This window comes from Hydrogenophaga sp. T2, assembly GCF_049843535.1.
In the GTDB taxonomy this organism is placed as follows: Bacteria; Pseudomonadota; Gammaproteobacteria; order Burkholderiales; family Burkholderiaceae_C; genus Hydrogenophaga; species Hydrogenophaga crocea.
In genome coordinates this window covers 242,307-267,362 of record NZ_JBBHZJ010000004.1, presented here as the reverse complement: position 1 = coordinate 267,362, position 25,056 = coordinate 242,307, and the positions used below count along the sequence as shown (strand labels likewise).

The window sequence follows — 25,056 nt, the reverse complement described above, 5'->3', positions numbered from 1 at the left end:
GGTGTTCCAACCAGACCGCCCCAAAAACAAACGTGGTCGAGGATGGCGGTCATGGCATGGCCTTTCCGAGTTCAGCAGCAGCGCGGACGATGGCGCGGCGGGTGGCGGCGTAGGGGTCGCTTGGTTGAGGCTCCCGAATTTCTCCGACTTTGCTTGCCGTATGCAGACCAAAAATCACAAGAATTCTGTCTTCCATGTCAGGGTCAATCCGCAAGCCCAACTTCACCGCCAGCCGCAGCGCATCGCCATCGTCGGTCAGGGGGTTCCAATAGAGTTGGCTCGGCTCCATGTAAAAAACGACGTTTCCGCCGTGCCGACCATCACCAACACATCGCACGGTGTACCCCGCCGCCTTAGCAGCCAACTCCAGCAGTTCGCGGTCGGTCATTTCCCCTCTCCTTCCCCGATGTCAGGTGCAGCAGGGAGCGGCATCCAGTGGGTGGGATCTCGGTGCAGCCGCTCGGGCATGCCGTAGGGGCGCCACCACTTCGCCGATACCGTTTGCGGGTTGAATTGGGCGATGTGCGTTTGCCCCCCGATTCGCACCAGATACAGGCCGTGCTCGGTGGGCGCACTCTCAATCGGCAGCCATTGCGGCTTGCGTGCGGCTTGCCATGCCTGCCAAAGATCATGCGTCATGGGGTTCCAAAACACCCAACGGCTGCGCTCCGTGTCGTACGCATGCGCGGTGTCGTATCCCGCCTCACCTGCCCACGCCTCAAACGCTTTTCGCATGTCACACATGGCTTTCTCCTTCCCCGATGTGGTGGGCGCGCTCGGCGTGTCGAATCCCGTTGATGAAGTCGGCTCTTTCCTGCGGCGATGCCTCCGAGTACCCTGCATCTGCAATGATGTTTTTGACTTCGGCACGCGTCAGCGGCTTGCGCTCTAGGCGCTCAAGCTCGGCGGCGAGTTGGCGCAGGAGGTTTTCAATCTCATCTGCTTCCAAGAGGTCCAGAGCGTCTTGCTCGCAAAACTCGATGACCCGGCGCGCCTGCTCGATCAGTTGTTGTGTGCTCATGGCTGCTCTCCGGTGGCTTTGGCGATGGCGTCCTCGACCACCTGAAGCGCTACACCCGGGGCATCGGCCAGCAGCAGCCGCTGCGCCTCGCGCAGTGCGAACAGCAGCTCGTCGCGCTGGGCGCGCATGTCGGAGATCGTCTGCGCAAAGTTAGGCAGGCCGTGCTGTTCGAGGTGTTCGGTGCTGATGCCATCGCAGGCGTTCCAGCAGGCGGCGAGGCGGCGGGTGTCGGCTACTGCACGGGCGCTGCCATCCTTCCCGCAGGCAATGAAGTTTCCGCCCTGGTCGCGGATTTCCGGCGTTGCGTACAGGTTGAAGGCTTTGAGCCGCCCCGGCGTGTGCTTGCTCATGCCGCACCCCCAGCACGCCGTGCGGCGTCGATGGCGGCAAAGAGCTTGTTGATGAAGGCGTCACTGCAACGCTTGGCCTCCGCGCTGCTCATGCCGCTGCGGGCGTAGTAGGAAAACAGGATATCGCGCAGCGTCGGCTCGGGGCCGCAGTCTTCCGGCGCGATTTGGAATTGGGTGGACAGAGCCCAGAGCAGCGTGTCTCGGCAGTCGCATTCCTCCGCATCCACTGCCTTCGGCTGGCTGGCCTGGGTGGGTGGGTCTGCATAGACGGCAAGAGTGAAGTTGCCAGCTGGGGTTTTGCGCATGGGCATATAGACCCCACCCATTTCGTCCGGGTCTTTGATGAGCGGGAGCTGCTTCGGCGACAGGTATCCAAGCAGCACCGCCTCTGCCTGCGGCTGGCTGGCGAGGGCTGCGCGGGCCATCATCTTTTGACGAATCACGTCGGGCGTGTCGCGCAGAAAGTCGATGCTCGGGTGGGCTCGGTTGTCTTGCGCTTCGCCGTCGTCCATGTAGGCGCTCGCCCCTGCGTAGGCCACGCAGAGCATGCGGCGAATCTCCCGCTCGCTCGGCGCTTCGGCTTGCGTGGGCTGGGCGGCAGGCTGCGGAGGTTCCTCACCGATTGCCGCGAACACCTCGGGGATGTGATAGCCCAGCGGGTAGCCCGGAAAGCACTTGGCGCGGTGGGCGATCATGCGCAACAGGTCGGTGTGATCTGCCTGCGCTGGCGCTTCGGGGGCGGCGGCGAGCATGGCGGCTGCGTCATCAATGTTCGCTAGCGCGTCTGACAGTTGCAACACACCATCCCAGGCGCTGTGCTCCATTGCCAATCGAAGCGAATCAATCCACCCCTGCGGCACCTGCCCCCCTGCGGGCTGTGCTGCCAGTGCTGCACGGACTGCGGACAGCGCCCCCTGCAGTTCCTCCGGCGTGGCCTCCAGCGCGAGCTGCAGCGCTGCGCGGATCGGGTCTGCCGCCTGGTGCGGTACCGGCTCGTCGCGCATCTCGCGAACGGGCAGGCGGATCGGCTCGCGCGGGTCTTCGGCCTCGCGGTCGCTGGTGTCTAGGGAGTCGGTCATGCTGCGGCCCTCAGTGCGTTGATCACGTCACGCGCCACGGGCGGCACCACGGCATTGCCGAGCATGTGCATTGCATCCTTGTGGCGCGCGGGGAGTTGGTAGGTGTCGGGGAAGCCCATGGCCGCCCGGGCCTCGCCCGTGGTCAGCATGCGCATGCGCTCTCCGTCGATGACGGCCCAGCGGTCCCGGGTGGTCACGGTGCCCAGCGGGCGATCCAGGCTGCGCCCGGTCTCCCCGCTGCCGCTGCCGTAGTAGGGCGCCACGAACCGGTGGCCGAAGCGGCGCCGGCCGTTCTCGATGCGATGCAGCGTGGCGCGCGAGCGGCGGGCATGGTGCACCGGCGTCCATCGGCCAGTGGCGAAGTCGATCACGCTGGCGGCGGGCACGTGCGTGTGCTGCTGCATGCGCAGCTCGATCGGGTGCTTCGAGCGCGTGCCCACGATGAACAGCCGGCGGCGGTGCTGCGCCACGCCATGGTCGGCTGCGTCCAGCACCATAGGCGCGAGCGCGTAGCCCAGCGCATTCATCGCCGCGCACCAGGCCGGGTACAGGGTCCAGCGCGCGAACTCGGGCACGTTCTCCACCACGAAGGCCGCGGGCTGGTGGCACTCGGCCGCCGACACCACGGCCCACGCGGTGGCGCGCTGCGCGTCGTGGTGCGCCCGTTCCTTGCCCCGGGCCAAGCTGTGCCCCTGGCAGGCGGGCGAGGCCAGCAGCAGATCGTGCGAGGGCACCTGCGTCCAGTCGGCCTGCTGCAGGTCTTGGCACACGTGCAGGGTGTCCGGGTGGTTGTTCGCGTGCACCTGCACGGCAGCGGGCCAGTGGTTGGCCGCCCAGACCACCTGAACGCCCGCCATGGCCGCGCCAGTGCTGAAACCGCCAGCGCCCGCGAACAGGTCGATCGCCTTCACGCTCAGCCCCCCGCAGCCTTCTCGAGCGCCTTCGCCGGCGTGAGCTGCTTGTCGTCGGCGCCGTCGTCGAGCGTGCCCTGGTTCACGGGCTCGGCCGCGATGAGCTCGATGTCGCGGTCCAGGCTCTTGAGCACGCCCAGCGCGCCGATCGTGTCCTGGTCGACATCGGAGGTCCAGACCTGCAGGTGGTAGTCCACCGCGCCGCCTTCCTTCGGGTCGATCTTCACCTTGCGCACGGTGCAGTCGCCCAGGCTGATGTCCTGGTCGCCGGTCACGCCCTGGTAGATCTTGAGCGTGGCGCCGCTCTGCTCGCCGTCCCAGTTCAGCGCGCCCAGGGCCACGGCCAGGGGCGAGAGGGAAGGGTGGTCGGACACCACGGGCACGCCGTCGAGCACCTGCTGCTGGGAGTGGTCGAGGCCCTTCTGGTACAGGAAGCCCAGCAGGTTCTTGTCGAGCATCGCCAGCGTGCCGTTGGCCTGCGTGATCTTGAGATGCAGGCACACCGCGGGCTCGACGTCGGTCTGGCCGCGCTTGAGCGACTGGATGTCGATGTCGACGATGGTGGCCTTGGTCTTGCCGATGAACTGGACTCGCATGAGGGTCTTTCTGGTTGGTGGTGGGGAAGAAGAAAGGCCGCGGGCTGGCAAAGGTTCAGGGAGGGAGGAGGTGCACCAGCGCGATCGGCCAGGGGAAAGGGGTCAGGCAGCCTGCAGCGCTGCTGCCATGCGCACGCGCTCGACGATGGCCGCGCAGATCGCGGGGAAGTCGGCCTCGCGGTAGAGCTTGCTGGCGCGCTCGGTAGCCACGGGCTCGAAGCCCAGCTCGGCCAGGCCGTCGGCGTTGATGGACAGCGGGGCGATCCGGTCGTTGATCTGGCCCAGCTTGATGCGCGCGGCGCTGTCGCTCGTTGCGGCCGGGCGCTGAACCACTACCGGAGCGGCCTGCTGCGGCTGGGCAACGGGCGCAGCGGCAGGCGTTGCTGCGGCGGCGATGGCGGCCTGGGCTTGGCGCTGAGCTTCCGCATCTGCAGCCGCCTGGCGATCGCGGGCTTCGCGGTCTGCGCGGGCCTGTTCCTCGGCCCGGATGCGCTCGCGCTCGCGCTCAAGGCGCGCGGCTTCGGCGCGCTCGTGATCGGCGATGCGGCTGCTCACCAGGGCGCGCAGATCGTCCGGTGCTTTGAGCACGATGGTCGCGGCGTCGGCAAACAGGAAGGGGTGCTCGCCGGCCTTCTCGCGCAGGTGCTTGAGGTTGGCGTCGATGCGGTCGGCGATCTCGCTGGCGGCGATCTTGGCGCGGGCCAGCTCGCTGTCCACGGCGTCGCGCAGGCTGTCGATGGAGCGCTTGCCCTTGATCACGCCAGCGAAGTCCGCGGGCACGTTCGGCATGTAGGGCTTGCCCAGGCGGGCATTGATCGCGGCGATGTGGTCGCGCAGGCCGGCCACGCCGCCGGCGACGATCTCGCCGCGGATGGCTTCCTTGCGCGCCTTCACCAGCTTGTCCAGGTCCAAGCGGACCCGGCGCGCCTCGGCGCTCACGGCGTCGATGGTTCGGAACAGCTCGTCGATGCTGGCCGTCTGGCTCAGCGCGTGCTGCTTGGCAGCGGCGAGCCGGTCTTCGACATCCTGGCACCATTTCACCGTCTTCTCGGCGTCGGCGAACTGCTGGTCGGTGGAGAGCTCGCGGTTGATGCTGCTGAACACCGCCAGCGCGTGCTCGCGGTAGGCCTGCAGGTTGCTGGCGCGCACCTCACCGCTGATCTCGATGCGCAGCGCCGGCAGGTTGTCCGGCGTGCGGCCGGTGGGCTTCGGCTCCACAGGCTCGGCGGGCGTGTACGCGGCCAGGTCGGCCTCGAACTGTTCCCAGCCGCGCTCCAGCCGCTCGAACCACGTGTCATCGGGCTCGACCGTGGTGGTCAGGAACTTCTCGCGCGTCCCATTCGACACAGCGAAGATCACGCGCTGGGCGCCGGTCACGTACAGGATCTGCTGGCACTGCGCCATGTGGTGCTCGGGCACCTGGCCGTCGCTCACCTGGGCGGCGAGCTCGGCGTTCCACTGCTTGTGCTCGAATGCAGTCAGGCGATCCATCGTCAGGCCATCGCAGCTCGCGGACAGCTTGCCGCGCGAGCAGGTCACCGGGAACAGGTCGTCGCCGATGATCTCCTCGACGATCGGGCGCGCCAGCGCCTCGACCTCGTGCCCCTTGTCCAGCACGCGCTCCTGCACGAACTGGCTGAACTCACGCGGCAGGCCGGTGTGCTTGGCCTTGAGCAGCTCCGTGCGGCGCGTGGTGGGCGAGATGCCGAGCATTGCCGCGGCCTCGCTGGCGCCGTGGTGCTGCCGGCGGAACTGGTCCCACTCGGGGGAGCCTTGAACGAGTTGGTGGATCTGGAACATGCTCACTCCTGGTTGAGTTCGGCGAGGAACTGGTCGGTGGATTCCTGCTGTGCCGCGGAAGGAGCGGCCAGGGCGTTGATCTCGGCGAGCTGCTGGGGGCTCAGCGTGTACTTGCTCTGCAGCATGGCCAGGAGGTCGGACACCTTCCCGCCGTCCTCGACTTGCTTGCGCCAGGTCGGCAGCTTCTTGGCGAAGTTGTCGGCGGGGCAAAGGGGCAGAGCGGTGCGCGCGGTCGCCGCGGCCTGTTGAACGACCTCGCCGGTGGTGGCGTCGATCACCGTGCTGCTCTCGACGATGCGCTCGGCCTCGTCTTGGTCGTAGATGCCGCCGTAGCCGAAGGCAAGGCGCGCGCACTGGATCATTGCCTTGTGGCGCAGCATGCGGCGCGGGTGGGATTGCCACGGGCCCACGTTCGTGCGGCGGCACTCGGCCATGTACTCGGTCACCCGGATCGGGTGGCTGCGGTCCTTGCGGTAGATCACGCAAGTGCAGGACTGCTCGTCCTGCTCGAAGTCCATGCCGTCGAACTGCGGGTGCTGGTTGATGATCCGGCTCCAGCCATCGACCCCCACCACCGGCACGATGCCGTTGTTCTTGTCGGGGAACGCATAGATTTCCTTCGTCCAGGGGTTCAGGCCGTACTGGTTGGCCACCACCATCAGGGCGGTCATCTGGGCGTCGGAGACCTGGCCTTTGAAGGCGGTGGCCTTGAGGGTGTCGATCAGGCCAGTGCCGTCGCCCATCTCCAGGCGGGTGGCCAGCTTGCTGGTCAGGGTTGCGAGTGCGGTGCTCATGGATACCTCGGTTGGGGGTTGATCAGTTCGCCCGGCGGTAAGCCCGCCAGGCATTGCGGAATGACTCGCGCACGCCGCACCCGGCGCGGCGGTAGATGCGCCACGTGTTCAGCGCCAGCAGCGCGGGATTGATGGGCTCGGGGTCGTGCAGCACGTGCTGGCCGGGCCCGTAGGCCTCCTGCAGCGTGCGGGGGATGCGCTGCTCGATGCGGCCCTTGATCGCCACGACGTTGTTGCGCGGCATGAAGGCGGTGTTGACGCGGTGCATGCAGGCCCCGCTGCATTCGCCAGACGGGTAGCCGCAGCCGGTGCTGGTGTGGGGGCAGTGCGCGCTCAAAGCCCACCTCCCGGCAGCCACTCGCCCACGGCCATGACCGCAAAGCACAGGACCGCGATGGCCACAGACGCCGCCACCGGGCGGTCCTCGGCGTTGATCCAGCGGCTCATCGCGCTTCCCCCATGTAGGCGTCGATCTCGCCCTGGATGCAGCGCTGCGTGTACTCATCGGCCAGATACCGCGCACGCAGCTCGCGAACCGTCGCCAGGATGAGGCCGTCGTCCTCGGCCTGCAGCAGCAGCTTGATCAACTCGGCGTCCGCCGTCGCGCCGCAGATGCGCGGTTGCTTCACCTGCAGCGGCTTGCGCGTCCAGTCCACGGTGGCGACCCACTCGGAGAACGTCTCCAGGCAGTAGTCCTCGCCGTCGGTGAGCTTCTCGACGCCGTAGCGCTGCGCCGCTTCCGATGGGATGCGCACGCGGTCCACTCCGCTGCTCTCCCGCTTCTCCAAGGTATCGATCCACATCGGCTTTCCTCCATCGGTTGGTGATGCGATGGAGAAATTAAACGCCACGTTTAATCAGATGTCAACATGATGTTTAGTCTTTTGTTCAACATGGCGTTGAACAGACGCAAAAAAGCCCGCTCGGTGGCGGGCTTGTTCGGAGCAGTTGAGGCTACTTTGCGGGCGCTGGCTGCGGCGCAGCAGTGGGCGACGCCGCTACCGCTGGGGGAGGCACGTTGATGATGACGGGCGGCGGGTTAGGCGAAGTCGCTGCTCTGGGCGTGGCGTTGTTCAGCACGAAGGTCATAACGGTGATGCCTGCGACGCCAAGGCCGACGGCGGTGCCAACCACCCACTTCACCAGGCCGTTCATGGCCTCGGAGAGGTCCGCTTTGGTCGCAGTTTGGTCCAGACGAGTTTCGATCCGCGTGAGCCGATCTCGCGTGTCCTGGGCGAACTCTTCAAGCTTGACGACCCGAGCTTCCATGCCGCCATTATCAGGTGGTCCGCCATCAATGCCACTACCCTGGCGCACCTTTGCCGCCTCATTGGTGTAGGCCAACTTGAGTCCGGCTCTCTGTTCGTCGCTCACGATTTCGCCCTCCTGTCGGTCTGCCTTTGGCGTAGAGTCTGCACGTCATGAAGCCTCATGTAGCCGCAGTTCTTGCAGGTCACGGTGACCACCGGGAATGCATGAGATAGGTCGGCGGAGCCGTCTTCATGCGCGCCAACCAGACCTGGATAGTGATCTCGCACGCCCGTCGCCTCGAGCCGCGCGACGACCCCCCAGCCATGGTTGCCCCCGCACACCGGACAGATCGCGTTGGCGTTCACGCTCTCCAAGAACGCCACCACCTCATCGAACCCCATGGGTAGCGGATACCCCCCGTTCTCGTCGGTCATGCTCAGCCTCCTTTCAATCGGTGTTGACGCCATCCCCAGGGCGGCTCTGGATTTGGGGCGCTCCACAGCCCCACGCCCGCGGCGTGCGCTGCCTCCTCCTGCACCTTGACCTCGGGGTCGGTCAGGTACTTCATGTAGGCCCAAGCCAGCCCAGCGCGCACCTGCTCCAGGTTCGCGTCCTGGCCCTGGCACTCCACGCGCGCCACAGTGCGGCCGTAGCGGTCCCGGGCCGTCGCCCGGATGGTGGCCATCTGCCGGAAGCAGAGCTCGGCCAGGTGCTGCCTGCTGCGCTCGCCGAAGGGCTGGGCCTTCTCTGGCGCGTCGATCTCGGCCAAGCGGACCTTCACCTGCTCGTAGGCCCCGGGCTCGCCGCAGCGCGCGGTGAGGGTGTCGCCGTCGGCGATGGCCACGACAAGGCAAAGCAGGGCGGCGGCGCTCATTCACTGGCACAAGGCCATGCCGACACCAACGCTCGCCGTGTAATCACATAGAAGTCTTCATGGTTGCGTTCGGGGTAGGAAAGGAGAGCCTTTTCTACGATTGCAGCGCCCTGCACCGCACTTGCTCCTCGAGGGATGCACATTGGCCTGATGTAGCGATCTGCCCCGGCTGCTTTCGCAGCGTCGCTGTTGATTCGAACGGCCGTTTCTGAGTGCATTACTGCCAGGACGTAGATCCCAAGGTTCTGTCGAGCAGACTCGCTGCCAGTAAATGCTTGGATGGCGTCGTTGCCGGTCATCTGTGCCATCGCTGATGTTGCGAGCAGCGCGCAGGTGACCAGAAAAATTCGTGACTTCAAAGTGCCTCCCGTCAAACCCGAAGGATCAAAGCTTTCCCCGCATCTGGTACTCGACCACCTTACCGATTACCCTGATGTCAGGGTCGTCAATCTCCACGGTGGGGTAGGTTGGGTTGAGCGGTTTTAGAAACCACCGGCCGCCATCGGACACGAGCCTCTTGAAGGTGGCCTTCTGCGTGGCCACGTCTTTGGCAATGACGAAGTCTCCGGGTCCAGCGGAGCGGCCCGGGTCCACGATGATGATCGTCCCCTCTGGAAAGCTCCGATCGCCCGGGATCGGACTCGTCATGCTGTCCCCGGTAACGCGCAGGGCGAAGGCGTTGTCCCCTGGGCGAGTGTCGTAGGCCTCGGCCCACTCGTCGGCCTCGCCCGGGTGGTATTGATCCTCCACTGCTCCCCAAAGACCTGCACGCACCCACGAGATCAGGGGAACGCGTCGTTTGACCTGCACGTGCTCCACGTTGGATGGTTCGCGCGGTTGATTGAGCAGTTGGGGCGTTGCGCCGCTGGCGGTGAGGCTGCCCGCTCGCATATCGCCTGTGCCCTGGGTGATCCAGAGGGCGCTGCAGCCAATGACCTCTTCTGCCGTGAGCGCGCCAGTCTTCGAGACCCCGCGCCCCTCCCAATTCTTCACCGCCTGCGGCGATGCGTTGAGCAGGCGGGCCACGGCCGACTGCCCTGTGACCCCCTTGAGTTCTTTGGCTGCCTGGTAGAGGCGCGCCATCGAGGGGTGGATCTGTGGATCTTCCATCCCGGTGATTCTCCCGAGACTAAACACCCTGTTGTTAAACGGCATGTTTGACGTTTGTTTAAACATGACGTTTAATTCGGGGTCATGAACACCCCCGACACCCCCATCTCCGACGCCGAGCTCATCAAGTCGCTCGGTGGGCCCACCAAGCTGGCCGAGCTGCTGGGCTACGACAAGGCCTCTGGCGGCGTGCAGCGCGTTCAGAACTGGACCACGCGCGGCATTCCCGCGGCCGTGAAGCTGCAGCGCCCCGACCTGTTCATCCGCTCCGTCGTGACGGCAGAAGCCGCACCCGCGCGCATCACAGGCGGGGTGGCAGTCGAGGAAGAAGGCGCGCAAGCGCGCTGAGGGCGATGGGGTCTGCATGGCCCGCATCGTCTTTTTTTCGCCCACCGCCGAGACGGCAACAGACGGCAACACGGCTTGCCATCTCACCCGGGAGCCCCGATGAACCAACTCACCCTGAACTTGGAGCCCTCCACCGCGGAGCGCTTCCCCACTTTGCGCGCGTTCATCGCGCACCGCGCGGCCGTGACCTCGAAGCACCTCAAGGTGCAGGCGGCCGACCTGGACATGGCGCCCTCGACCCTGAGCCGCAAGCTCAACCCGGCCGACGGCGACACCCAGCGCTTCAACGTCGACGACCTCGAGGCCTGGCTGGCGAGCACTGGCGAGGCCGCGGCCGTCATCGAGTACCTGGCCAGCAAGTTCATGGACAGCGACGAAGCGCGCCGGGCCCGGGCTCTCTCGCGCGTCGAGCAGACCATGAAGGAACTGGCGGCGCTCATCCCCTCGCTGAAAGCAGGTGCGGCATGAGCAACTGGCCCTTCCCCAGCGACCGGCCCGGCTACTCGCCGGCACGTGCTCAGACCATGACGCCGCAGGCGGCCTGGGTGATCGACCACCCCGACCACACGCCCGAGCAGCTCGAGATGGCCATCAAGGCCCAGGGCGACCTGGTGGAGTTCCATGGCAACTACGGCCGCATGGAGCCCGCGCGCGAGGCGTTGAAGGTGGTGCGCCAGCTCCACGCCATGCGCACGCCCGAGACCGTGGCGCGGATGGAAGGCGAGCGGGGGCTGGCTTGAACTACTACCCGTTCCACCTGGGCGACTATGCCGCCCACACGGCCCACTTGGAGCCGCTGGAGGATCTGGCGTATCGCCGCATGCTGGACGCCTATTACCTTCGCGAGGGGCCGCTGCCTGCTGAGGTCGGCGAGGTTTCCCGCCTGATTCGCATGCGCAAGAACCCGGCCGAGGTCGAGGCCGTGCTGCGCGAGTTCTTCACCCTGCAGGACGACGGCTGGCACCAAGATCGCTGCGACGCCGAGCTCGACCGCATGCGCGAAAAACAGGCCAAGGCTCAAGCTTCCGCTCAACTTGCGGTGGCGGCACGTCGTGCGAAACGACAACCGGACGGTTCATCGGACGCTGACCGTTCGATTGACCAGACGATGACCGAACGGTCAACCGAACGGTTACCGAACGGTCAACCGAACGGTGAGCTACCAACACCAACACCAACACCAACACCAGAGAGAGAGAGCCGGTCGCAAGCGACGCGGCCCCCCTCTCGCGCCAAGTCCGAAGCGATCACGCTGTCGACCTACTTGGCAAACTGCAAGGCCAGCGGGCAGAAGCCGGTGCCGGACGGCCACGCTATCCGCCGCTGGTGCGCTGATGCCGGCATCGTGCCGGAAATGCTGCAGATCGCCTGGGTGCTGTTCCGCGAGCGGTACACCGAGGGCGAGAAGGGCAAGGCGAAGCGGTACAAGGACTGGCCCGGGCACTTCGCCACCGCGGTGAAGGACAACTGGGCCGGGCTGTGGTTCATGGGCGATGACGGGAAGCCGGCATGGTCGTCCAAGGGCCTGACGCACAAGGCGGTGCTGGACGCTCGCATGGGCCAGCGGGAGACGACGCATGGATGACTTCGAGGCCTTCCCCGAGTCGGCTCAACTCCGCGTGCCGCCGCACTCCATCGAGTCCGAGCAGGCAGTGCTGGGCGCGCTCCTGCTGGACAACGAAGCCTGGGACCGCGTGTGCGATCTGCTCACGGTGGACGACTTCTACCGGCACGAGAACCGGCTGGTCTTCGCCGCGCTCGCGTCGATGATCAACGCCAACCGCAGCGCCGACGTGGTGACAGTGTTCGAACACCTGCAGCGCCAGGGCAAGGACGAAGAGGCCGGCGGCCTGCTGTACCTGAACCAGCTCGCGCAGTACCTGCCCAGCGCGGCCAGCATCCGGCGCTACGGCGAAATCGTGCGCGAGCGCGCGGTGCTGCGCCGCTTGGTGGCCACGAGCGACGAGATCGCCACGGACGCATTCAACCCGGGTGACCGCACGGTGGCCGAGCTGGTGAACGATGCCCAGCAGAAGCTGTTTGACATCGCGGTCTCGCGCGGAAGCCAGCAGGTGGTGGCCATCGGTGAAGCGCTCACCGGCTTCATGGACAGGATCAGCGACCTCGCCGATGGCAGTGTCGCGCCGGGCGTGAAGACCAAGATCCCGAGCCTGGACTGGCGCCTCGGGGGTGGGCTCAAGCCGGGCAAGCTCATCGTGATTGCCGCGCGCCCGAGCGTCGGCAAGACGGCGCTGGCCCTGCAGATCGCTCGCGCATTCGCCGAGGAGAACCACGGCGTAGGAGTGTTCTCGATGGAGATGGAGCGCCAGGAGCTGGTGGAGCGCTTCGTCGCTCAGGTGGGCGAGATCGACCTGGGTCACCTGGTCACGGGAAAGCTGACGAACGATGAATGGCCGGCGCTGACCGAGGCGGTGCCCACGGTCACAGCGCTGCCGATCTACGTGGACGACCAGCCCAGCCTCTCGGCGAGCGAGCTGCAGGCCAAGGCCAGGAAGCTCAAGCGCAGCCATGGCATCGGCCTTGTGGTGGTGGACTACCTGCAGCTCATGTCCGCCAGCGCGCAGAAGGCCAAGGACAGCCGGCACCACCAGATCGAGGAGATCAGCCGCGGCTTGAAGACCCTGGCGAAGCAGCTCGGCGTGCCGCTCATCCTGCTGAGCCAGCTCAGCCGAGAGGTGGAGAAGCGCACCAACAAGCGCGCCACTCTGGCCGACCTCAAGGAGTCGGGCGCCATTGAGGAAGACGCCGACATCGTGGTGCTGCTCAGCGACGACGCCGAGGAGTTGTCGACCGGCGCCAAGGTTATCCACGCCGAGATCGCGAAGAACCGCGGCGGGCAGAAGGGCTGGTTCAAGTTGGCATTCGAGGGCCGCTACCAGCGCTTCAAGGAGCTGGCGCGCAACACTGATTCCCCGATCAAACCGGCCGCACCGACGCGGCGATACGCGGAGGACTTTGACTCATGAGCACGCCCAACTGGTACGCGATCCGAGACCACTACAAGCACTTCGAAGCCAAGATCCTGGCAGAGCGCGCAGACGAGTGGGCCCTTGACCCCTACGCATGGAGCCAGTACCTGACGCTGACCCCCATCGAAGACTGGTTGTGGGTGCACATCCGAGACGCGAACGCGATCTTCTATCCCCAGTACCCCGTTGGGCGCTTCTTCGTGGATTTCGCCAACCCCAGAGCGAAGGTGGCCATCGAGTGCGACGGTGCGCAGTACCACAAGGACAAGGCCAAGGATCAGCGCCGCGACGATGAGTTGTCCGCCATGGGGTGGCGGGTGTATCGAGTCCCGGGCTACCTGTGCGTCCGCGACAACGACCACGACACCGGCCGGATCAGGGAGGCAGCCCGCTTCGTGTACCGCATCGTGCTTGAGCATGGCTTGAGCCGGAATCAAAGCATGAACGACATGATGCAGCAGGCGCTCATGGGCTTCGAAGGTCAGGGTGGTGGCGAATGATCGTCCTGTCCGTGGACCCTGGCCTCACGGGCGCATGCGCGGTGCTTAGCAGCGCGGGCCTGCGCGCCGTCTTCGACCTCCCCACGATGCCGATCCCCGGCGTCGGACCCAAGGCGCTGGTGCAGCGCAAGGTGGACGGCTACGCGCTGCGCCGCCAGATCCTCGACGCCTGCCCGGCCGACGAGCCGATCGCCGCGGTGGTGGAGGCCGTGGGCGTCATGGGCGGCAAGAACAACAGCGTGCAGACGCAGGGCTCGCTGCTGCGCACGCTGGGCGCTGTCGAGGCGGTGCTGGAGTGCTTGCGCCTGCAGGTGGAGTACGCCGCGCCGCAGACCTGGAAGCGCTTCTACGGCTTGATCGACGCGCAGCTATCGCCCACGGAGCGGAAGGCCAAGGCCCTGCAGGTGGCGCGCGAGCTGTACCCGGCGTGCACGGACATCGCCCGGGCCAAGGATCACAACCGGGCCGAGGCCATCCTGATGGCGCACTGGCACCTGCGGAGGGCGCTCTCGTGAGGTGTGTGATGTGCAACCGCTTCATCCTGCGCGCAGCGGTCGAGGTCGACTTGGGCGGCGACCGTCCGCTGCGCCCCTACGGTCCCAAGTGCGCGGTGAAGGCCGGACTGATCCCGGCCGGCAAGCGCCGCGAGGCACCGATTCACGCTTTCCGCCGGGTGACGCGCGACAAGCGCACGGCGGACCTGTTCGCGGAGGCCTCATGAATTGCAAACCGGGCGACCTCGCCGTGATCGTTCGCGCCAGTGACAGATTCGAGCATGCATGGGTGGGGCGTGTTATCAGGGTCACGCACCTTTCCGGCGTTGGTCTGACTGGCCTACCTTGTTGGGCGTACGAGGGACCGCGGCTCCATCACCGGCTTTTCGGCGATGCCACCGCGATCGCCGATGAGGTACTGCGGCCGCTCCGTGATCCGGGCGACGACGCCGTGGACGAGGTGCTGCGGCGCATCGGCTCGCCGAACGAGGTCACGGCATGAATGCCCAGCGCCTGACCATCGAGCTCTACAACCGCCCGCAGGCCTGGGCGGCCATCAAGGGCCAGCTGTTCCCCTTCCTCGCCGGCGTGATGCAGGGCGGGGCCACCTGGGTGCTGGAGATCAAGCGCAAGAAGCGCACGGCCGCGCAGAACCGCCGGTACTGGGGCCGCGGTGTGCTCGCGCAGATCGCCGAGCAGGCCACGGTGAACGGCCAGCGCTTCTCGGCCGAGATCTGGCACGAGCAGTTCAAGCGCCAGTTCATCGGCGTGATCGAACTCCCCAACGGCCAAGTGGTGGGCATGAGCAGCGCCGACCTGGACACGGCCGAGTTCTGCATCTTCTGCGACCAGGTGGAGGCCTACGCGGCGACCGAGCTGGGCGTGCGGTTCGTCGACCTCGAGCCCCACGCAAGCACGGCCCCCGCGCGCCAAGAGGCGGTCCCGGCATGAACAACAAGCTGACCGACCGCGAGCGCCGCCACCTGCAGCGCGTGAAAGAGCTGGACTGCTCGGTGTGCGACGCGCCCGGGCCCAGCGAAGCCCACCACATCCGCCAGGGCGACCAGTACACGGCCATCGCCCTGTGCCCCGAATGCCACCGCGGCCCGTCCATGGGCTGGCACGGCGGCCGCATCGCCTGGCGCGTCCGAAAGATGGACGAGCTACAGGCGCTCAACGTCACCCTGAAACGACTGCTGAACCCATGAGCTCCCCGAAAGCCTACCTTCCGAGCCCTGCTGCTGGCGCGCTGATTGACGTGCTGGCCAAGATCCGCGCGCGCTGCAAGCTCTGCCCCGCGTGCGTGACCCCTTGGCTCTGGAGCGGCAACCACCAGGACGCGATCTGGCATGCCCAGATCCAGCTGGAAGGCACGCGCTACAACGTCCGCAAGACCGTGCACGCCGCCCATGCGACCAAGCCGCTCGGGCCCGGCGAGGTCGTGACGACGCGTTGCGAGTGTCCCAATTGCCTGAACCCTGAACTGCTGGTGACGGAGACGAAGGGCGACGTGGTCCGCCGCCAGACAGCCCAGGGCCTCCACCACCACGCCCAGCACCGCGCCGCCATCGATCGCGCTCGCCGCGAGAAGCGCGAGACGAAGCTCGACATGCAGAAGGCGCGCGAGATCCGCGCATCCGAGGCGCCCCTGCGTGAGCTCGCCCAGCGCTACGGCGTCAGCGCCGAAGCCGTACGGCGGGTGCGGGCGAACCTGAACTGGCGCGAGACGACGCCGTTCTCTGGCCTGGGTGCCCGATGAAGAAGGGCTTCGAGCGCGTGGGCCGCGACATCCCCGTCGACCGGGCGGTGCGCGGCTGCTTCGACAAGAAGGTCTTCGACAGCAAGAACCAGGCGCGCGACTGGGCCGCGGGCAGCAAGAAGCGCTACGGCGAGGCCTCCCGCGGCACCGAGCCCTACCACTGCCACGTCTGCGGCAAGTGGCACCTCACGAAGCTGAGCAAGGAAGGCCAAAGCGCCGCGCGCGCTCGCAACTGGAAGGGGGCAGCACCGCCATGACCGCCGCCATCAACACCAAGCCGCCGATCGGCCACCTGCGCATCCACAACAGGCCGCGCGACGCCGACGAGATCCCCATCGGCACCAAGGTCCGGACACCAACCGGCGCGCTCGCGGTCGTCGAGGGGTACCGTGGCGGCCGCCGTGTCGGAGGGGGCGACAAGGACAACCACGAGCGGCTCGTCTGCCGCTACCTGAACCCGACCAACCGCCGCTGGGGCTACGTGCTGCTGCGCGCCGAGCTGGTCGAGGTCATCACCGAGGAAGCGAACCATGGGCCGTAAGGCAGCCACGAAATCCACATCGGAAAAAGACCTGCAGGACGCCGCCATGCTGTTGTTTCTGTCGGCGCTGTCCGATGGGGCGACCATCGGCGAGGCCGCGCACGAGGCGGGCGTTGACCGCACCACCGTCTACCACTGGAAGGAACGCGACGCCGACTTCGCCCGGGCCTGGGATGAGGCGCTTGAGGAGGGCACCGAGCGCCTGGAGCGCGAAGCAGTACGCCGCGCCATGGTGGGCGTCGAGGAGCCGGTGATCTACCAGGGCCAGCTCACGCCCGTGTGGGAGACGAACCCCGATGGCACGCCCAAGCTGGTCGAGGTCGAGGAGGTCGGCGACAGCGGCGCGCCCGTGAAGGTGCGCAAGCCCGTGCAGGCGCGCAACCCGGACGGCTCGCTCAAGTACCTGACGGTGAACCGCCCGAGCGACACGCTGATGATCTTCCTGCTGAAGGCGCGTCGGCCGAACACCTACCGGGAGCGCGGCAGCCTGCAGCTCACTGGCGCGGGGGACAAGCCCCTGGCCCCGGCTGTGGCCGCGGGCGGCGTGCTGGTGGTGCCGGGGATGATGGCCGACCCGGTGGCCTGGGCCGAGGCGGTGAAAAAGGCGACGCCAGGGGATGCTGAATGAGAAACGAGCTCTCCATGCTGGGGGTCAAGGTGGTGGTTTCACCGGACCTCCCGAAGATGGTCCTCTCCCAGGATGTTCCGGTCACCGATGAATTCCGGCGCGAGATCGATGCCTGGATGCTGGACTTCTTCGGCACGTGGAACATGCTGCCCGACGGCGAGTGCTACACGGCGGGTGCAGTCGTCTACATGAACCCGCGGACCTTCGCGCGGCTGCGCGCGGCTTCGCTGTGATCCTCCCGCCCGGCACGCCCATCGCCTGGAAGCCCCACCCCGGCAGCCAGACGCTGTTCCTCGCCTGCCCGGTGTTTGAGTGCCTGTACGAGGGCACCCGCGGCCCGGGCAAGACCGACGCCCTGCTGATGTCCTTCGCCCAGTTCGTCGGCCGCGGGTTCGGCCCCGAGTGGCGCGGCATCCTGTTCCGCGAGACCTACAAGCAGCTCGCCGACGTGGTGAAGAAGTCCAAGCGCTGGTTCCGCAAGTTCTTCCCCAACGCCCGCTTCCTGGAGAGCCACGCCGATTTCAAGTGGATCTTCCCCAGCGGCGAGGAGCTGCTGCTGCGCGTGGGCGTGACCGAGGACGACTACTGGGACTACCACGGCCACGAATACCCGTGGATCGGCTTCGAGGAGCTCACGAACTGGCGCGACCTGACCTTCTTCGAGATGATGCAGTCGTGCTGCCGCTCCAGCGTGCCGGGCATGCCCCGCATGGTGCGCGCGACCTGCAACCCCTACGGCCGCGGCCACGCCGCGGTGAAGGAGCGCTACAAGCTCGGCCGCGCCGGTGTGCCTCCCGGCACCATCATCAAGGACGAGAGCGGGCGCGAGCGCACCTACGTGCACGGCGACATCCGCGAGAACACCACGCTCCTGGCCAACGACCCCGAGTACATGGCCACGCTGGAGGGCACCAAGGATCCGAACCGCCGCAAGGCCTGGCTGTTCGGCGACTGGGACATCCACATCGGCGCATTCCTCGAAGGGGCCTGGGATCCGGAGCGCCACGTGGTGAAGCCCTTCCCGATCCCCGCGCACTGGAAGCTCTGGCAGGCCATGGACTGGGGTTATGCCAAGCCGTACGCCGTGGGCTGGTTCGCCAAGGACCCCGAGGGTAAGACCTACCTCTGGCGCGAGCTGTACGGCATCGCCAAGGACGATCGCGGCCGCGTGCAGCCCAACGTGGGCACGAAGGAGACGCCCGACCAGGTGGCCAAGCGCATCCTGGCGCGCGAGGCGCATGACGAGCGCCTGGGCTACGAGATCGGCCTGCGCTTGACCGGGCCCGACCTGTTCGCCCGCGGCGGCGCGCAGTACGGCGCCCAGAACACCCACGCCCAGACCTTTCGCCGCGCCGGGCTCAACTTCCGGCCGTGGTGGGCGGGGCCGGGGAGCCGCAAGGCCGGCGCGCTGCTGGTGAAGCAGGCGCTGGAGCTCGACGAACTGGCCATCTTCTCGACCTGCGAGCACACCATTCGCACCGTGCCCGCGCTGGAGCCGGATCCTGACGATCCGGATGACGTCGATACCGAGGCCGAAGACCACTGCTTCGACATGCTCAAGGCGGGGCTCATGCGGCGCACCAGCACGCCGGCCGAAGCGCCTGGGGCCGACAGCCCGGACCCGGGCAGCGCCGCGGCCGCGCGGGTGCTGGAAGACGGCCGCCACCTCGTGCCGCGCTGATCACTTTCCGGCCTCGGCCCAGGGGCGTCGGCAGACATTGCGCCGTCTGCTGAAACCACCGACCGACCATGCCGCAAGAACTCGACGGGCCCGCGCCCAGCATCAACACCGCCGTGATGTCCGCGCCGAACGCCGGAGCGAGCGAGCCCCAGGCCGATCCGCTGGTGAAGACGTGGCAGGCGCGCGCGAAGGCCAGCGAGAAGCACTGGTCTCGGTTCCACCGCCGCGTGGCGCACAACCGCGCGGTGGTGCAGGGCATCGACAAGGATGCCGAGCCGAACACGGCGGCCTACAACAAGCACCGCGCCAACCTGATCGCCTCGACCATCTCGGTGGTGCTCTCCAAGGTCTACGCCAAGAACCCGGAGATGTCGGGCGAGCCCACGAACAAGGCCCGGCCGCTGCGCCTGTTCGCCGACACGGTGAGCACGGTGACCCAGACCATGCTCGAGGACGCCAAGCTCAAGCAGAAGGCCAAGCGCGCGGTGAAGGCGGCCATGACCTGCAGCTTCGGCGTGGTGAAGGTGCAGTGGCAGCGCGACATCCGCGTCGACCCGGTGGTCAAGCAGCGCATTGAGGACACGCAGGACAACCTGCTGCGCATCGAGGCGCTGATCGCCGAGCTCGAAGACCCCCAGCGCCGCGCCGACGAGGAGTCGAAGAAGCGCGAGCTCGAGCAGGCGCTGGCCGGTCTGGAGGCGCAGCGCGAGGTGGTGGCGGCCGAGGGCCTGACCATCGACATGGTGCGCACCGAGCGCCTGCTGCCCGACCCCACCGTCGAGGACATCTGGGACTACGCGAGCGGCGACTACCTGATCGAGAAGATCCCGATGCGACGCTCGAAGGCGCGCGCGCTGTTCCCCGACCTGGCCAAGCAGGACGGCACGAACCTGCTGGATCACGCCACGTGCTTCAAGGTCGGCGCCGACATGAGCGACGAGAAGCCCCGCCGCGGCATGCTCGCTGGCGTGGGGCAGGGCGGCGACGATGACCCGCTGGTGCTGGTGTACGAGGCGTGGAGCAAGCTCGACAACACCATCTACACCTTCGTCGAAGGCATCAACGACCGCTTCGCGCGCAAGCCCTACCAGCCCGAGCGCCTGGGCGAGCGCTGGTATCCCTACTTCGTGCTGCCCTTCCAGTCGGTTGACGGCGAGTTCGTCTCGCAGAGCCTGGTCGACGTGCTGGAGAAGCTGCAGAACGAGCACAACGAGACGCGCGACAAGTTCGCCGAGGTGCGCCGCAACATCCGCCCGCACCATATCGCCTCGGCCGACGTGAAGGACTCGCACATCAAGGTGCGCACGCACCCCGAGATCGGCGAGATCGTGACCGTGGACACTGGCGGCGGGCGGCTCGAAGACGTCATCAAGCAGGCCAACCAGCTCACCATCGACCCTGCGGTCTACGACACCAGCCCGATCCGCAACGACTGGGAGATGGTCTCCGGCCTGCAGGACGCCGCGCGCTCGGTGGTGGTGCAGCCCAAGACGGCGACCGAAGCCGCGATCAGCGACCAGAGCCTGGCCGCGCGCGTGTCCGAGTTCCGCGACCAGATCGAAGACTGGCTGACCGAGATCGCGCAGTTCGCCAGCGAGGTGTGCCTGCTCTCGATGACGCCCCCGATGGTCGAGACGATCATGGGCGCGCCCGAGCCGGTCGAGCCGCAGATGGTGCCCACGCCCATGGGCCCCGTGCCCGTGCCCGGCCCTGAGCCCGCGCCCACCTACGAGTGGCCCGAGCAGCGCACGCCCGAGACGGTGTTCAACCTGATCAACATCAAGATCCGGGCCGGCTCCACCGCTGCGCCCAACAAGCTGCAAGCCCAGGAGACCTGGACGCGCGCGCTCCCGCTGATCCGCGAGATGGTGATGGTCATCCGCCAGATCGACGCCAGCGGCGGCGACAGCACGCCCGAGCGCGAGCTGGTGCGCGAGACGGCCGCGCGCTTCGACGAGACCATCGACGTCGACCGCTTCCTGCCGCCCAAGCCCCCCGCACCCATGCCCCAGCCGCCCGCGCTGCCGGGCATGGACGCCCCGCTTCCCCAGATTCCCGGCGCCGAGCCGGGCATGCCGATGCCAGGCGGCCCAGCCCTGGCAGCCCCACCCGCTCTGCAGTGAGCGGGCCTCGACCCTGACGAGTGACCATGCTGATCCACAAGCTCATCCGACGACTCTTCAACGACGAACCCGGCGCGGCCGGCGGCGGCTCTCCTGCACCCGCGCCTGCATCTGAACCCAGTGCCGCGCCCGCGGCCGAAGCGCCCGCGCCGGCTGCAGCCGAGCCCGCTGCTGCGCCTGCCGAGCAGCCCGAGACCTTCGGCGGCCTGAGCGACCTGCTCGACCAGGTGGGCGCCGAGGGCGGCGGTGCACCCGCGGCTCCCGCACCTGCTCCGGCTGCCCAGGCGCCCGCTCCCGCACCCGCCCCGACCCCGGCCGCCGCACCCGCCGCGCCGAAGCCTCCAGCGGCCGACGACCTCACGCCGCCCGAAGGCCTGAGCGAGCGCGCCGCTGCGCGTTTCGCCGACCTCAGCGCGCGCGTGAAGTCCATCCCCGAGCTGGAGCGCCGCGCCACCGAGGCCGAGCAGCAGCTGGTCAGCGTGCGCCAGATGGTGGCCAACAGCGGCTTGGCGCCCGAGGAATTCAACGACGTGCTCACCCTGGGCCGGCAGGTGAAGTCGGCCAACCCGCAGGACCTGCAGCAGGCCCTGCAGCGCATCGACTCGATCCGGGCCGACATCGCCACGCGCCTGGGCGCCGAGGTTCCGGGCGTGGACCTGCTGAGCCAGCACCCGGACCTCAAGGCCCAGGTGGAGGGCCTGACGCTCTCGCGCGAGCACGCGCTGGAGATGGTCCGCCTGCGCACGCAGAACCAGGCGGCGCAGCGCACCCAGCAGCAGACGGTCGAGTTCCAACAGTTCCAGGCGACCGTGCAACAGGCCGCGCAGCGCATGGACGCCACGCTGGCGCAGCGCGCGCACACGCCGGGCCACGAGGCGAAGGTCGCCTTTATCCGGTCGCAGCTGCAGGATCCGCAGCGCCTGCAGGCCTTCGTCACCACCTACCAGCCGCACCAGTGGGAGGCGGCCGTGCTGATGATGTACGACGCCTACACGCCGCCCGCGCCGGCTCCCGCGCCCGCGCCGGCCGCGCCGCAGCCGCTGCGCCCGGGCATGGTGGGCGCTGGCGCGCGTGTGCCCACGGCTCCGCGCAACGCCATGGACGCTGTGCAGAGCGCGTTCCAGGCCCACGGCCTGGGCTGAGGTCTCAGGCGGCCCGATCACTTTCCGGCCGGGCCGCTTGACGCGGGGCAAACACTGCGCCCCGCAGAAGCCGAGAAGGTCACGTCGTAAGCCGGTGTCGCGCCCGGCAGCCCTCTCGCTTCGCACACGCCGGGAATGTCGCATGTACGAGGGGTTCGCGTCCCTCAGCACCTTGCAGGTGCCGCCCCACAGGTCGTGAGCCGGGTTCACCGTCGGCAGGGCAGCGCAGGCAGAAGGCCTCTCACCACTGGTGCGGTGGATGGCGTGCAGAGCTCATCAACTTTGCACAGGAGAGGCACCATGCCCATTTCCGCACCCGACCTCGCAACGGTCACCGTCGCCGCGCTCGACAACTACATGCGCAACCGCCCGGTCGACCAGATCGGCACCGAACGCCCGCTCATCAAGATGCTGATGGGCAAGAAGAAGACGCTGATGCCCGCGCGCCAGTTCTCGGTGGAGACCGTGCGCGAGACCTACGGCTCGAACTTCGCCTGGTCGTTCGGCGAGACCGCCCGCACCTTCAACAAGCGTTCCACCGCCGCGCAAGCCCAGTTCCCCTGGCGCGTGGCCCTGGACGGCCTGTACCTCGACTGGGACATGCTGTTCGCCGCGGGCATCCGCGTCGATCCGGATCCGGCCACGAAGGGCAAGCTGGTGCTGGCCGAGAACGAGAAGGTCATCCTCTACAACATCCTGAGCGAGCACATGGAAGCGCTCGAGCTCGGCTTCATCGAGAAGCTCGACGTCGAGCTGCACCGTGACGGCACGGCCAGCGCGGACGCGGTGGTGGGCCTGGACGCTCTGATCTCGCGCACCCCCGCCGTGGGCACGGTCGGTGGCCTCAACGCCGCGACGAAGACCTACTGGCGCAACTACTTCGCCGGCGCGGTGGCCACGGGCAACCTGCGCGCGACGATGGAAGCGGCCTGGCGCAACTGCATCCGCAACGGTGGCGCGCCGGACTTCATCCTGGCCGGCTCGACCTTCATCGACGCCTACGCCAGCGCGTTGACGCTGACCCAGAACACCGAGGCGGGCAAGCCCAAGACGGTGGACATCGCCACCGGCCAGGGCGCGCGCACCGGCCTCTATTTCAAGGGCGTCGAGATCATCTGGGATCCGGTGTTCAGCGTGCTCGACGCGCTGGAGGCGCCCGTGGCGGCCAACCTCTGGGAGAAGCGCTGCTACTTCATCAACAGCAAGCACCTCAAGTACGAGGACGACGAGATGGCGGTCTACAACCCGACCCCTCCTCACAACGTCCGCGCGACCTACGCGTCGCTCGACCTGCGGTGCGCGATGAAGACCAACCGCCGCAACGCCCACGCGGTGATCGTCGCCGCGTGATGACGGAGAGGCCCGGCCGCGCGCTGGGCCTCTTTCCCTGACCCCCTCATCCCTGGAGAACCTCATGACCCGCCTCATCCCCCTGGTCGCGCTGATGATCACCCGCGACCCCATGACCATCCTGCCCCGCGAAGTGCCCGAGCACGAACTGCCCATCGTGCAGGCCGTCTTCGGCGAGGACAACGTCGAAGTGCAGGGCGCCGTCGAAGGCGCGAGCGTCGAGCTCGACCCTTCGCAGGAAGCCGAGCGCTTGGCCGGCAAGTACGGAACCGATGCGCTGGAGAAGGCCTACGGCGCCAACTTCAAGGGCGCCATCACCAAGGCCTGCGCCGGGCTGGGCACCGAGGTCAAGGCCGAAGACGAAGGCGAGAAGCCGCTCGACGCCATGAGCAAGGCCGAGCTGCTTGCGCATGCCGAAGCCAACGGCATCACGGTCGACCCGGCCGCGACGAAGGCCAAGATCCTCGAAGCCATCAGGGCCGCGGCCTGATCCCGAAGCCCACACCCCGCTGACGAACCATGCCGCACGTCATCGCCGACCGGGTGCTGGAAGCCAGCACGTCTTCTGGCACCGGTCCTTTCGCGCTTGCCGGCGCGGTGCTGGGCTATCGCGCCTTCTCCGCCGTGTGCGCCCTCACGGACACGGTTCCCTACTACATCGAGGCCGTCGACGCCGCGGGCCGCCCCACGGGCGACTGGGAGTTCGGCCTGGGCACCTACTCGGCGGCCAACCAGCTCACGCGCACCACCATCCGCGGCTCGTCGAACGGCGGTCTGGCGGTGAGCTTCCCGGCCGGCTCGAAGCTGGTGGGCCTGGGCGTCCCCGCGCCGAACAGCCCCACCACGCGCGCGGAATGGCGCGCGGCCCTTGGCCTCAGCCCCCTCGGGGACTCGATCGTCACGGCACCGAACGCCGCCGCGGTGCGCGCGCTGATCGGCGGCTACAAGGAGATTCAGGACGTCTCGGCCTCGGTCGCGGGCAACGCCCTGACGCTCACCCTGAGCCCGACGGTGCTGGACTTCCGGCATCCCACCCTCAACAACGGCACCAGCAACACGCGCGAGGTGGCGGCGCCGGTCACGCTCACGATCAGCAACGGGTCGACGCTGGGCACCACCAACGGCGTGCTGGCCCGCCTGCTCCTGCTCGCCATCGACAACGGCGGCGTCGTGGAGCTGGCCGTCGTCAACCAGGCTGGCGTGCCCACGCTCAACGAAACGCAGCTCATCTCGACAACGGCCGAGGGCGGCGCGGGCGCGGCCGACAGCGCCACGACTATCTACAGCGCCGTGGCGCGCGCGAACGTCCCATTCCGCGTGGTCGGGTTCGTGGACATCACGCAGGCCACCGCGGGCCAGTGGGCGACGGATCCCTCGCAGGTTCAGGGCGCCGGCGGCGGCTCGTCGCTGTTGGGCGCCGCGCAGTTCGGCGTGGGCCAGACCGTGCAGAGCGTGACGCGCACGGCCGGCGTCACCTACTACAACCTCACCGGCCGGCCCATCTACCTGGGCAGCAACATCAACGGCGCATCCGCTTCTGCTAGCACCTCGATCCAGATCAACGGCGGCCCGGCGTTCACCTATGTCAACGCCGCCGCGGGCACTGGCCCTGTCTCGTCCTTCGGTGGCATCCCGATCCCGTTGGGCGCGAGCTACGTGCTGAGCGACCTGGGCGTTTCTGCGCGCTCGAACTTCGAACTCCGCTGAGGCCGCC

Annotated in this window: 38 protein-coding genes; 22 read left to right on the top strand and 16 right to left on the bottom strand. The window is 67.7% G+C overall.

Going from position 1 to position 25,056, the window contains the following annotated elements; translation table 11 throughout:
- Nucleotides 1-49: 49 nt before the first annotated feature.
- From WDZ95_RS11480 to WDZ95_RS11405, 16 genes are all read right to left on the bottom strand, one after another.
- Nucleotides 50-388, bottom strand: a complete 339-nt coding sequence (locus tag WDZ95_RS11480) for a hypothetical protein (protein ID WP_425778506.1) — start codon at nt 386-388, stop codon at nt 50-52.
- Nucleotides 385-744: a hypothetical protein gene (locus WDZ95_RS11475; RefSeq protein WP_425778504.1), complete on the bottom strand. Its 360-nt coding sequence runs from the start codon at nt 742-744 to the stop codon at nt 385-387. The genes WDZ95_RS11480 and WDZ95_RS11475 overlap by 4 nt, the downstream gene beginning before the upstream one ends.
- Nucleotides 737-1,021: a hypothetical protein gene (locus WDZ95_RS11470; RefSeq protein WP_425778502.1), complete on the bottom strand. Its 285-nt coding sequence runs from the start codon at nt 1,019-1,021 to the stop codon at nt 737-739. The genes WDZ95_RS11475 and WDZ95_RS11470 overlap by 8 nt, the downstream gene beginning before the upstream one ends.
- The gene (locus tag WDZ95_RS11465) at nt 1,018-1,371 is read right to left on the bottom strand and encodes a hypothetical protein (RefSeq protein WP_425778500.1); all 354 of its coding nucleotides are present in this window, start codon (nt 1,369-1,371) and stop codon (nt 1,018-1,020) included. The genes WDZ95_RS11470 and WDZ95_RS11465 overlap by 4 nt, the downstream gene beginning before the upstream one ends.
- Nucleotides 1,368-2,450, bottom strand: coding sequence for a hypothetical protein (locus WDZ95_RS11460; RefSeq protein WP_425778498.1), 1,083 nt, complete (start codon nt 2,448-2,450; stop codon nt 1,368-1,370). Before WDZ95_RS11460 ends, WDZ95_RS11465 begins: the two co-directional genes overlap by 4 nt.
- Nucleotides 2,447-3,361: a DNA cytosine methyltransferase gene (locus WDZ95_RS11455; protein ID WP_425778496.1), complete on the bottom strand. Its 915-nt coding sequence runs from the start codon at nt 3,359-3,361 to the stop codon at nt 2,447-2,449. Before WDZ95_RS11455 ends, WDZ95_RS11460 begins: the two co-directional genes overlap by 4 nt.
- A gap of 2 nt (nt 3,362-3,363) precedes the next feature.
- Complete coding sequence (locus WDZ95_RS11450) at nt 3,364-3,957, bottom strand: hypothetical protein (RefSeq protein WP_425778494.1); 594 nt, start codon at nt 3,955-3,957, stop codon at nt 3,364-3,366.
- Between the two features lie 102 nt (nt 3,958-4,059).
- Nucleotides 4,060-5,757, bottom strand: coding sequence for a YqaJ viral recombinase family protein (locus WDZ95_RS11445; protein ID WP_425778492.1), 1,698 nt, complete (start codon nt 5,755-5,757; stop codon nt 4,060-4,062).
- Between the two features lie 2 nt (nt 5,758-5,759).
- Complete coding sequence (gene bet, locus WDZ95_RS11440) at nt 5,760-6,551, bottom strand: phage recombination protein Bet (RefSeq protein ID WP_425778490.1); 792 nt, start codon at nt 6,549-6,551, stop codon at nt 5,760-5,762.
- Between the two features lie 22 nt (nt 6,552-6,573).
- A complete protein-coding gene (locus WDZ95_RS11435) occupies nt 6,574-6,888 on the bottom strand; it encodes a hypothetical protein (RefSeq protein ID WP_425778488.1) in 315 nt (104 codons plus the stop codon).
- Nucleotides 6,889-6,994: 106 nt separating this feature from the next.
- Nucleotides 6,995-7,354 carry a hypothetical protein gene (locus WDZ95_RS11430; protein ID WP_425778486.1) on the bottom strand — a complete coding sequence of 120 codons (360 nt, stop codon included), beginning with the start codon at nt 7,352-7,354 and terminating at the stop codon, nt 6,995-6,997.
- Between the two features lie 151 nt (nt 7,355-7,505).
- On the bottom strand, nt 7,506-7,925 hold the full coding sequence (locus tag WDZ95_RS11425) for a hypothetical protein (RefSeq protein ID WP_425778485.1): 420 nt from the start codon (nt 7,923-7,925) through the stop codon (nt 7,506-7,508).
- Complete coding sequence (locus tag WDZ95_RS11420; RefSeq protein ID WP_425778483.1) at nt 7,922-8,236, bottom strand: hypothetical protein; 315 nt, start codon at nt 8,234-8,236, stop codon at nt 7,922-7,924. The genes WDZ95_RS11425 and WDZ95_RS11420 overlap by 4 nt, the downstream gene beginning before the upstream one ends.
- 2 nt (nt 8,237-8,238) lie before the next feature.
- Nucleotides 8,239-8,676 carry a thermonuclease family protein gene (locus tag WDZ95_RS11415; RefSeq protein WP_425778481.1) on the bottom strand — a complete coding sequence of 146 codons (438 nt, stop codon included), beginning with the start codon at nt 8,674-8,676 and terminating at the stop codon, nt 8,239-8,241.
- Nucleotides 8,673-8,984, bottom strand: a complete 312-nt coding sequence (locus tag WDZ95_RS11410; RefSeq protein ID WP_425778479.1) for a Rap1a/Tai family immunity protein — start codon at nt 8,982-8,984, stop codon at nt 8,673-8,675. The genes WDZ95_RS11415 and WDZ95_RS11410 overlap by 4 nt, the downstream gene beginning before the upstream one ends.
- A 76-nt stretch (nt 8,985-9,060) precedes the next feature.
- A complete protein-coding gene (locus WDZ95_RS11405) occupies nt 9,061-9,852 on the bottom strand; it encodes a LexA family protein (protein WP_425778477.1) in 792 nt (263 codons plus the stop codon).
- An 18-nt stretch (nt 9,853-9,870) separates the two neighbouring features.
- Here WDZ95_RS11405 and WDZ95_RS11400 point away from each other — a divergent pair, with 18 nt between their 5' ends.
- The 22 genes from WDZ95_RS11400 to WDZ95_RS11295 all read left to right on the top strand — a co-directional run bounded on the left by WDZ95_RS11400 (nt 9,871) and on the right by WDZ95_RS11295 (nt 25,049).
- The gene (locus WDZ95_RS11400) at nt 9,871-10,134 is read left to right on the top strand and encodes a hypothetical protein (RefSeq protein ID WP_425778475.1); all 264 of its coding nucleotides are present in this window, start codon (nt 9,871-9,873) and stop codon (nt 10,132-10,134) included.
- Nucleotides 10,135-10,233: 99 nt separating this feature from the next.
- Nucleotides 10,234-10,602, top strand: coding sequence for a hypothetical protein (locus tag WDZ95_RS11395; protein WP_425778473.1), 369 nt, complete (start codon nt 10,234-10,236; stop codon nt 10,600-10,602).
- Nucleotides 10,599-10,874 (top strand): hypothetical protein, encoded by a 276-nt coding sequence (locus WDZ95_RS11390; RefSeq protein WP_425778471.1) that lies wholly within the window; start codon nt 10,599-10,601, stop codon nt 10,872-10,874. The genes WDZ95_RS11395 and WDZ95_RS11390 overlap by 4 nt, the downstream gene beginning before the upstream one ends.
- Nucleotides 10,871-11,719, top strand: a complete 849-nt coding sequence (locus WDZ95_RS11385) for a YdaU family protein (protein WP_425778469.1) — start codon at nt 10,871-10,873, stop codon at nt 11,717-11,719. The genes WDZ95_RS11390 and WDZ95_RS11385 overlap by 4 nt, the downstream gene beginning before the upstream one ends.
- Nucleotides 11,712-13,121 (top strand): replicative DNA helicase, encoded by a 1,410-nt coding sequence (dnaB, locus tag WDZ95_RS11380; RefSeq protein WP_425778467.1) that lies wholly within the window; start codon nt 11,712-11,714, stop codon nt 13,119-13,121. Before WDZ95_RS11385 ends, dnaB begins: the two co-directional genes overlap by 8 nt.
- Nucleotides 13,118-13,624 carry an endonuclease domain-containing protein gene (locus tag WDZ95_RS11375; protein ID WP_425778465.1) on the top strand — a complete coding sequence of 169 codons (507 nt, stop codon included), beginning with the start codon at nt 13,118-13,120 and terminating at the stop codon, nt 13,622-13,624. Before dnaB ends, WDZ95_RS11375 begins: the two co-directional genes overlap by 4 nt.
- Entirely contained in the window at nt 13,621-14,139 is a 519-nt protein-coding gene (locus WDZ95_RS11370) for a hypothetical protein (protein ID WP_425778463.1), read from the top strand. Before WDZ95_RS11375 ends, WDZ95_RS11370 begins: the two co-directional genes overlap by 4 nt.
- Before the next feature lie 8 nt (nt 14,140-14,147).
- Nucleotides 14,148-14,345: a hypothetical protein gene (locus WDZ95_RS11365; protein ID WP_425778461.1), complete on the top strand. Its 198-nt coding sequence runs from the start codon at nt 14,148-14,150 to the stop codon at nt 14,343-14,345.
- The gene (locus WDZ95_RS11360) at nt 14,342-14,620 is read left to right on the top strand and encodes a hypothetical protein (RefSeq protein ID WP_425778459.1); all 279 of its coding nucleotides are present in this window, start codon (nt 14,342-14,344) and stop codon (nt 14,618-14,620) included. The genes WDZ95_RS11365 and WDZ95_RS11360 overlap by 4 nt, the downstream gene beginning before the upstream one ends.
- On the top strand, nt 14,617-15,069 hold the full coding sequence (locus WDZ95_RS11355) for a recombination protein NinB (protein WP_425778457.1): 453 nt from the start codon (nt 14,617-14,619) through the stop codon (nt 15,067-15,069). Before WDZ95_RS11360 ends, WDZ95_RS11355 begins: the two co-directional genes overlap by 4 nt.
- Nucleotides 15,066-15,326 (top strand): hypothetical protein, encoded by a 261-nt coding sequence (locus WDZ95_RS11350; RefSeq protein WP_425778455.1) that lies wholly within the window; start codon nt 15,066-15,068, stop codon nt 15,324-15,326. Before WDZ95_RS11355 ends, WDZ95_RS11350 begins: the two co-directional genes overlap by 4 nt.
- A complete protein-coding gene (locus WDZ95_RS11345) occupies nt 15,323-15,877 on the top strand; it encodes a hypothetical protein (protein WP_425778453.1) in 555 nt (184 codons plus the stop codon). Before WDZ95_RS11350 ends, WDZ95_RS11345 begins: the two co-directional genes overlap by 4 nt.
- Entirely contained in the window at nt 15,874-16,134 is a 261-nt protein-coding gene (locus WDZ95_RS11340) for a hypothetical protein (protein ID WP_425778452.1), read from the top strand. Before WDZ95_RS11345 ends, WDZ95_RS11340 begins: the two co-directional genes overlap by 4 nt.
- Complete coding sequence (locus tag WDZ95_RS11335; protein WP_425778450.1) at nt 16,131-16,418, top strand: hypothetical protein; 288 nt, start codon at nt 16,131-16,133, stop codon at nt 16,416-16,418. The genes WDZ95_RS11340 and WDZ95_RS11335 overlap by 4 nt, the downstream gene beginning before the upstream one ends.
- Entirely contained in the window at nt 16,408-17,046 is a 639-nt protein-coding gene (locus WDZ95_RS11330; RefSeq protein WP_425778448.1) for a hypothetical protein, read from the top strand. The genes WDZ95_RS11335 and WDZ95_RS11330 overlap by 11 nt, the downstream gene beginning before the upstream one ends.
- Nucleotides 17,047-17,060: 14 nt before the next feature.
- Nucleotides 17,061-17,279, top strand: coding sequence for a hypothetical protein (locus tag WDZ95_RS11325; protein WP_425778446.1), 219 nt, complete (start codon nt 17,061-17,063; stop codon nt 17,277-17,279).
- On the top strand, nt 17,276-18,727 hold the full coding sequence (locus WDZ95_RS11320; RefSeq protein WP_425778444.1) for a terminase: 1,452 nt from the start codon (nt 17,276-17,278) through the stop codon (nt 18,725-18,727). The genes WDZ95_RS11325 and WDZ95_RS11320 overlap by 4 nt, the downstream gene beginning before the upstream one ends.
- Before the next feature lie 68 nt (nt 18,728-18,795).
- Nucleotides 18,796-20,850: a hypothetical protein gene (locus WDZ95_RS11315; protein ID WP_425778442.1), complete on the top strand. Its 2,055-nt coding sequence runs from the start codon at nt 18,796-18,798 to the stop codon at nt 20,848-20,850.
- Nucleotides 20,851-20,876: 26 nt separating this feature from the next.
- Nucleotides 20,877-21,992 (top strand): hypothetical protein, encoded by a 1,116-nt coding sequence (locus tag WDZ95_RS11310; RefSeq protein ID WP_425778440.1) that lies wholly within the window; start codon nt 20,877-20,879, stop codon nt 21,990-21,992.
- Nucleotides 21,993-22,292: 300 nt separating this feature from the next.
- The gene (locus tag WDZ95_RS11305; protein ID WP_425778438.1) at nt 22,293-23,342 is read left to right on the top strand and encodes a phage major capsid protein; all 1,050 of its coding nucleotides are present in this window, start codon (nt 22,293-22,295) and stop codon (nt 23,340-23,342) included.
- A gap of 64 nt (nt 23,343-23,406) precedes the next feature.
- Nucleotides 23,407-23,832 carry a hypothetical protein gene (locus WDZ95_RS11300; RefSeq protein WP_425778436.1) on the top strand — a complete coding sequence of 142 codons (426 nt, stop codon included), beginning with the start codon at nt 23,407-23,409 and terminating at the stop codon, nt 23,830-23,832.
- 29 nt (nt 23,833-23,861) lie between these two features.
- On the top strand, nt 23,862-25,049 hold the full coding sequence (locus tag WDZ95_RS11295) for a hypothetical protein (protein WP_425778434.1): 1,188 nt from the start codon (nt 23,862-23,864) through the stop codon (nt 25,047-25,049).
- Nucleotides 25,050-25,056: the final 7 nt, after the last annotated feature.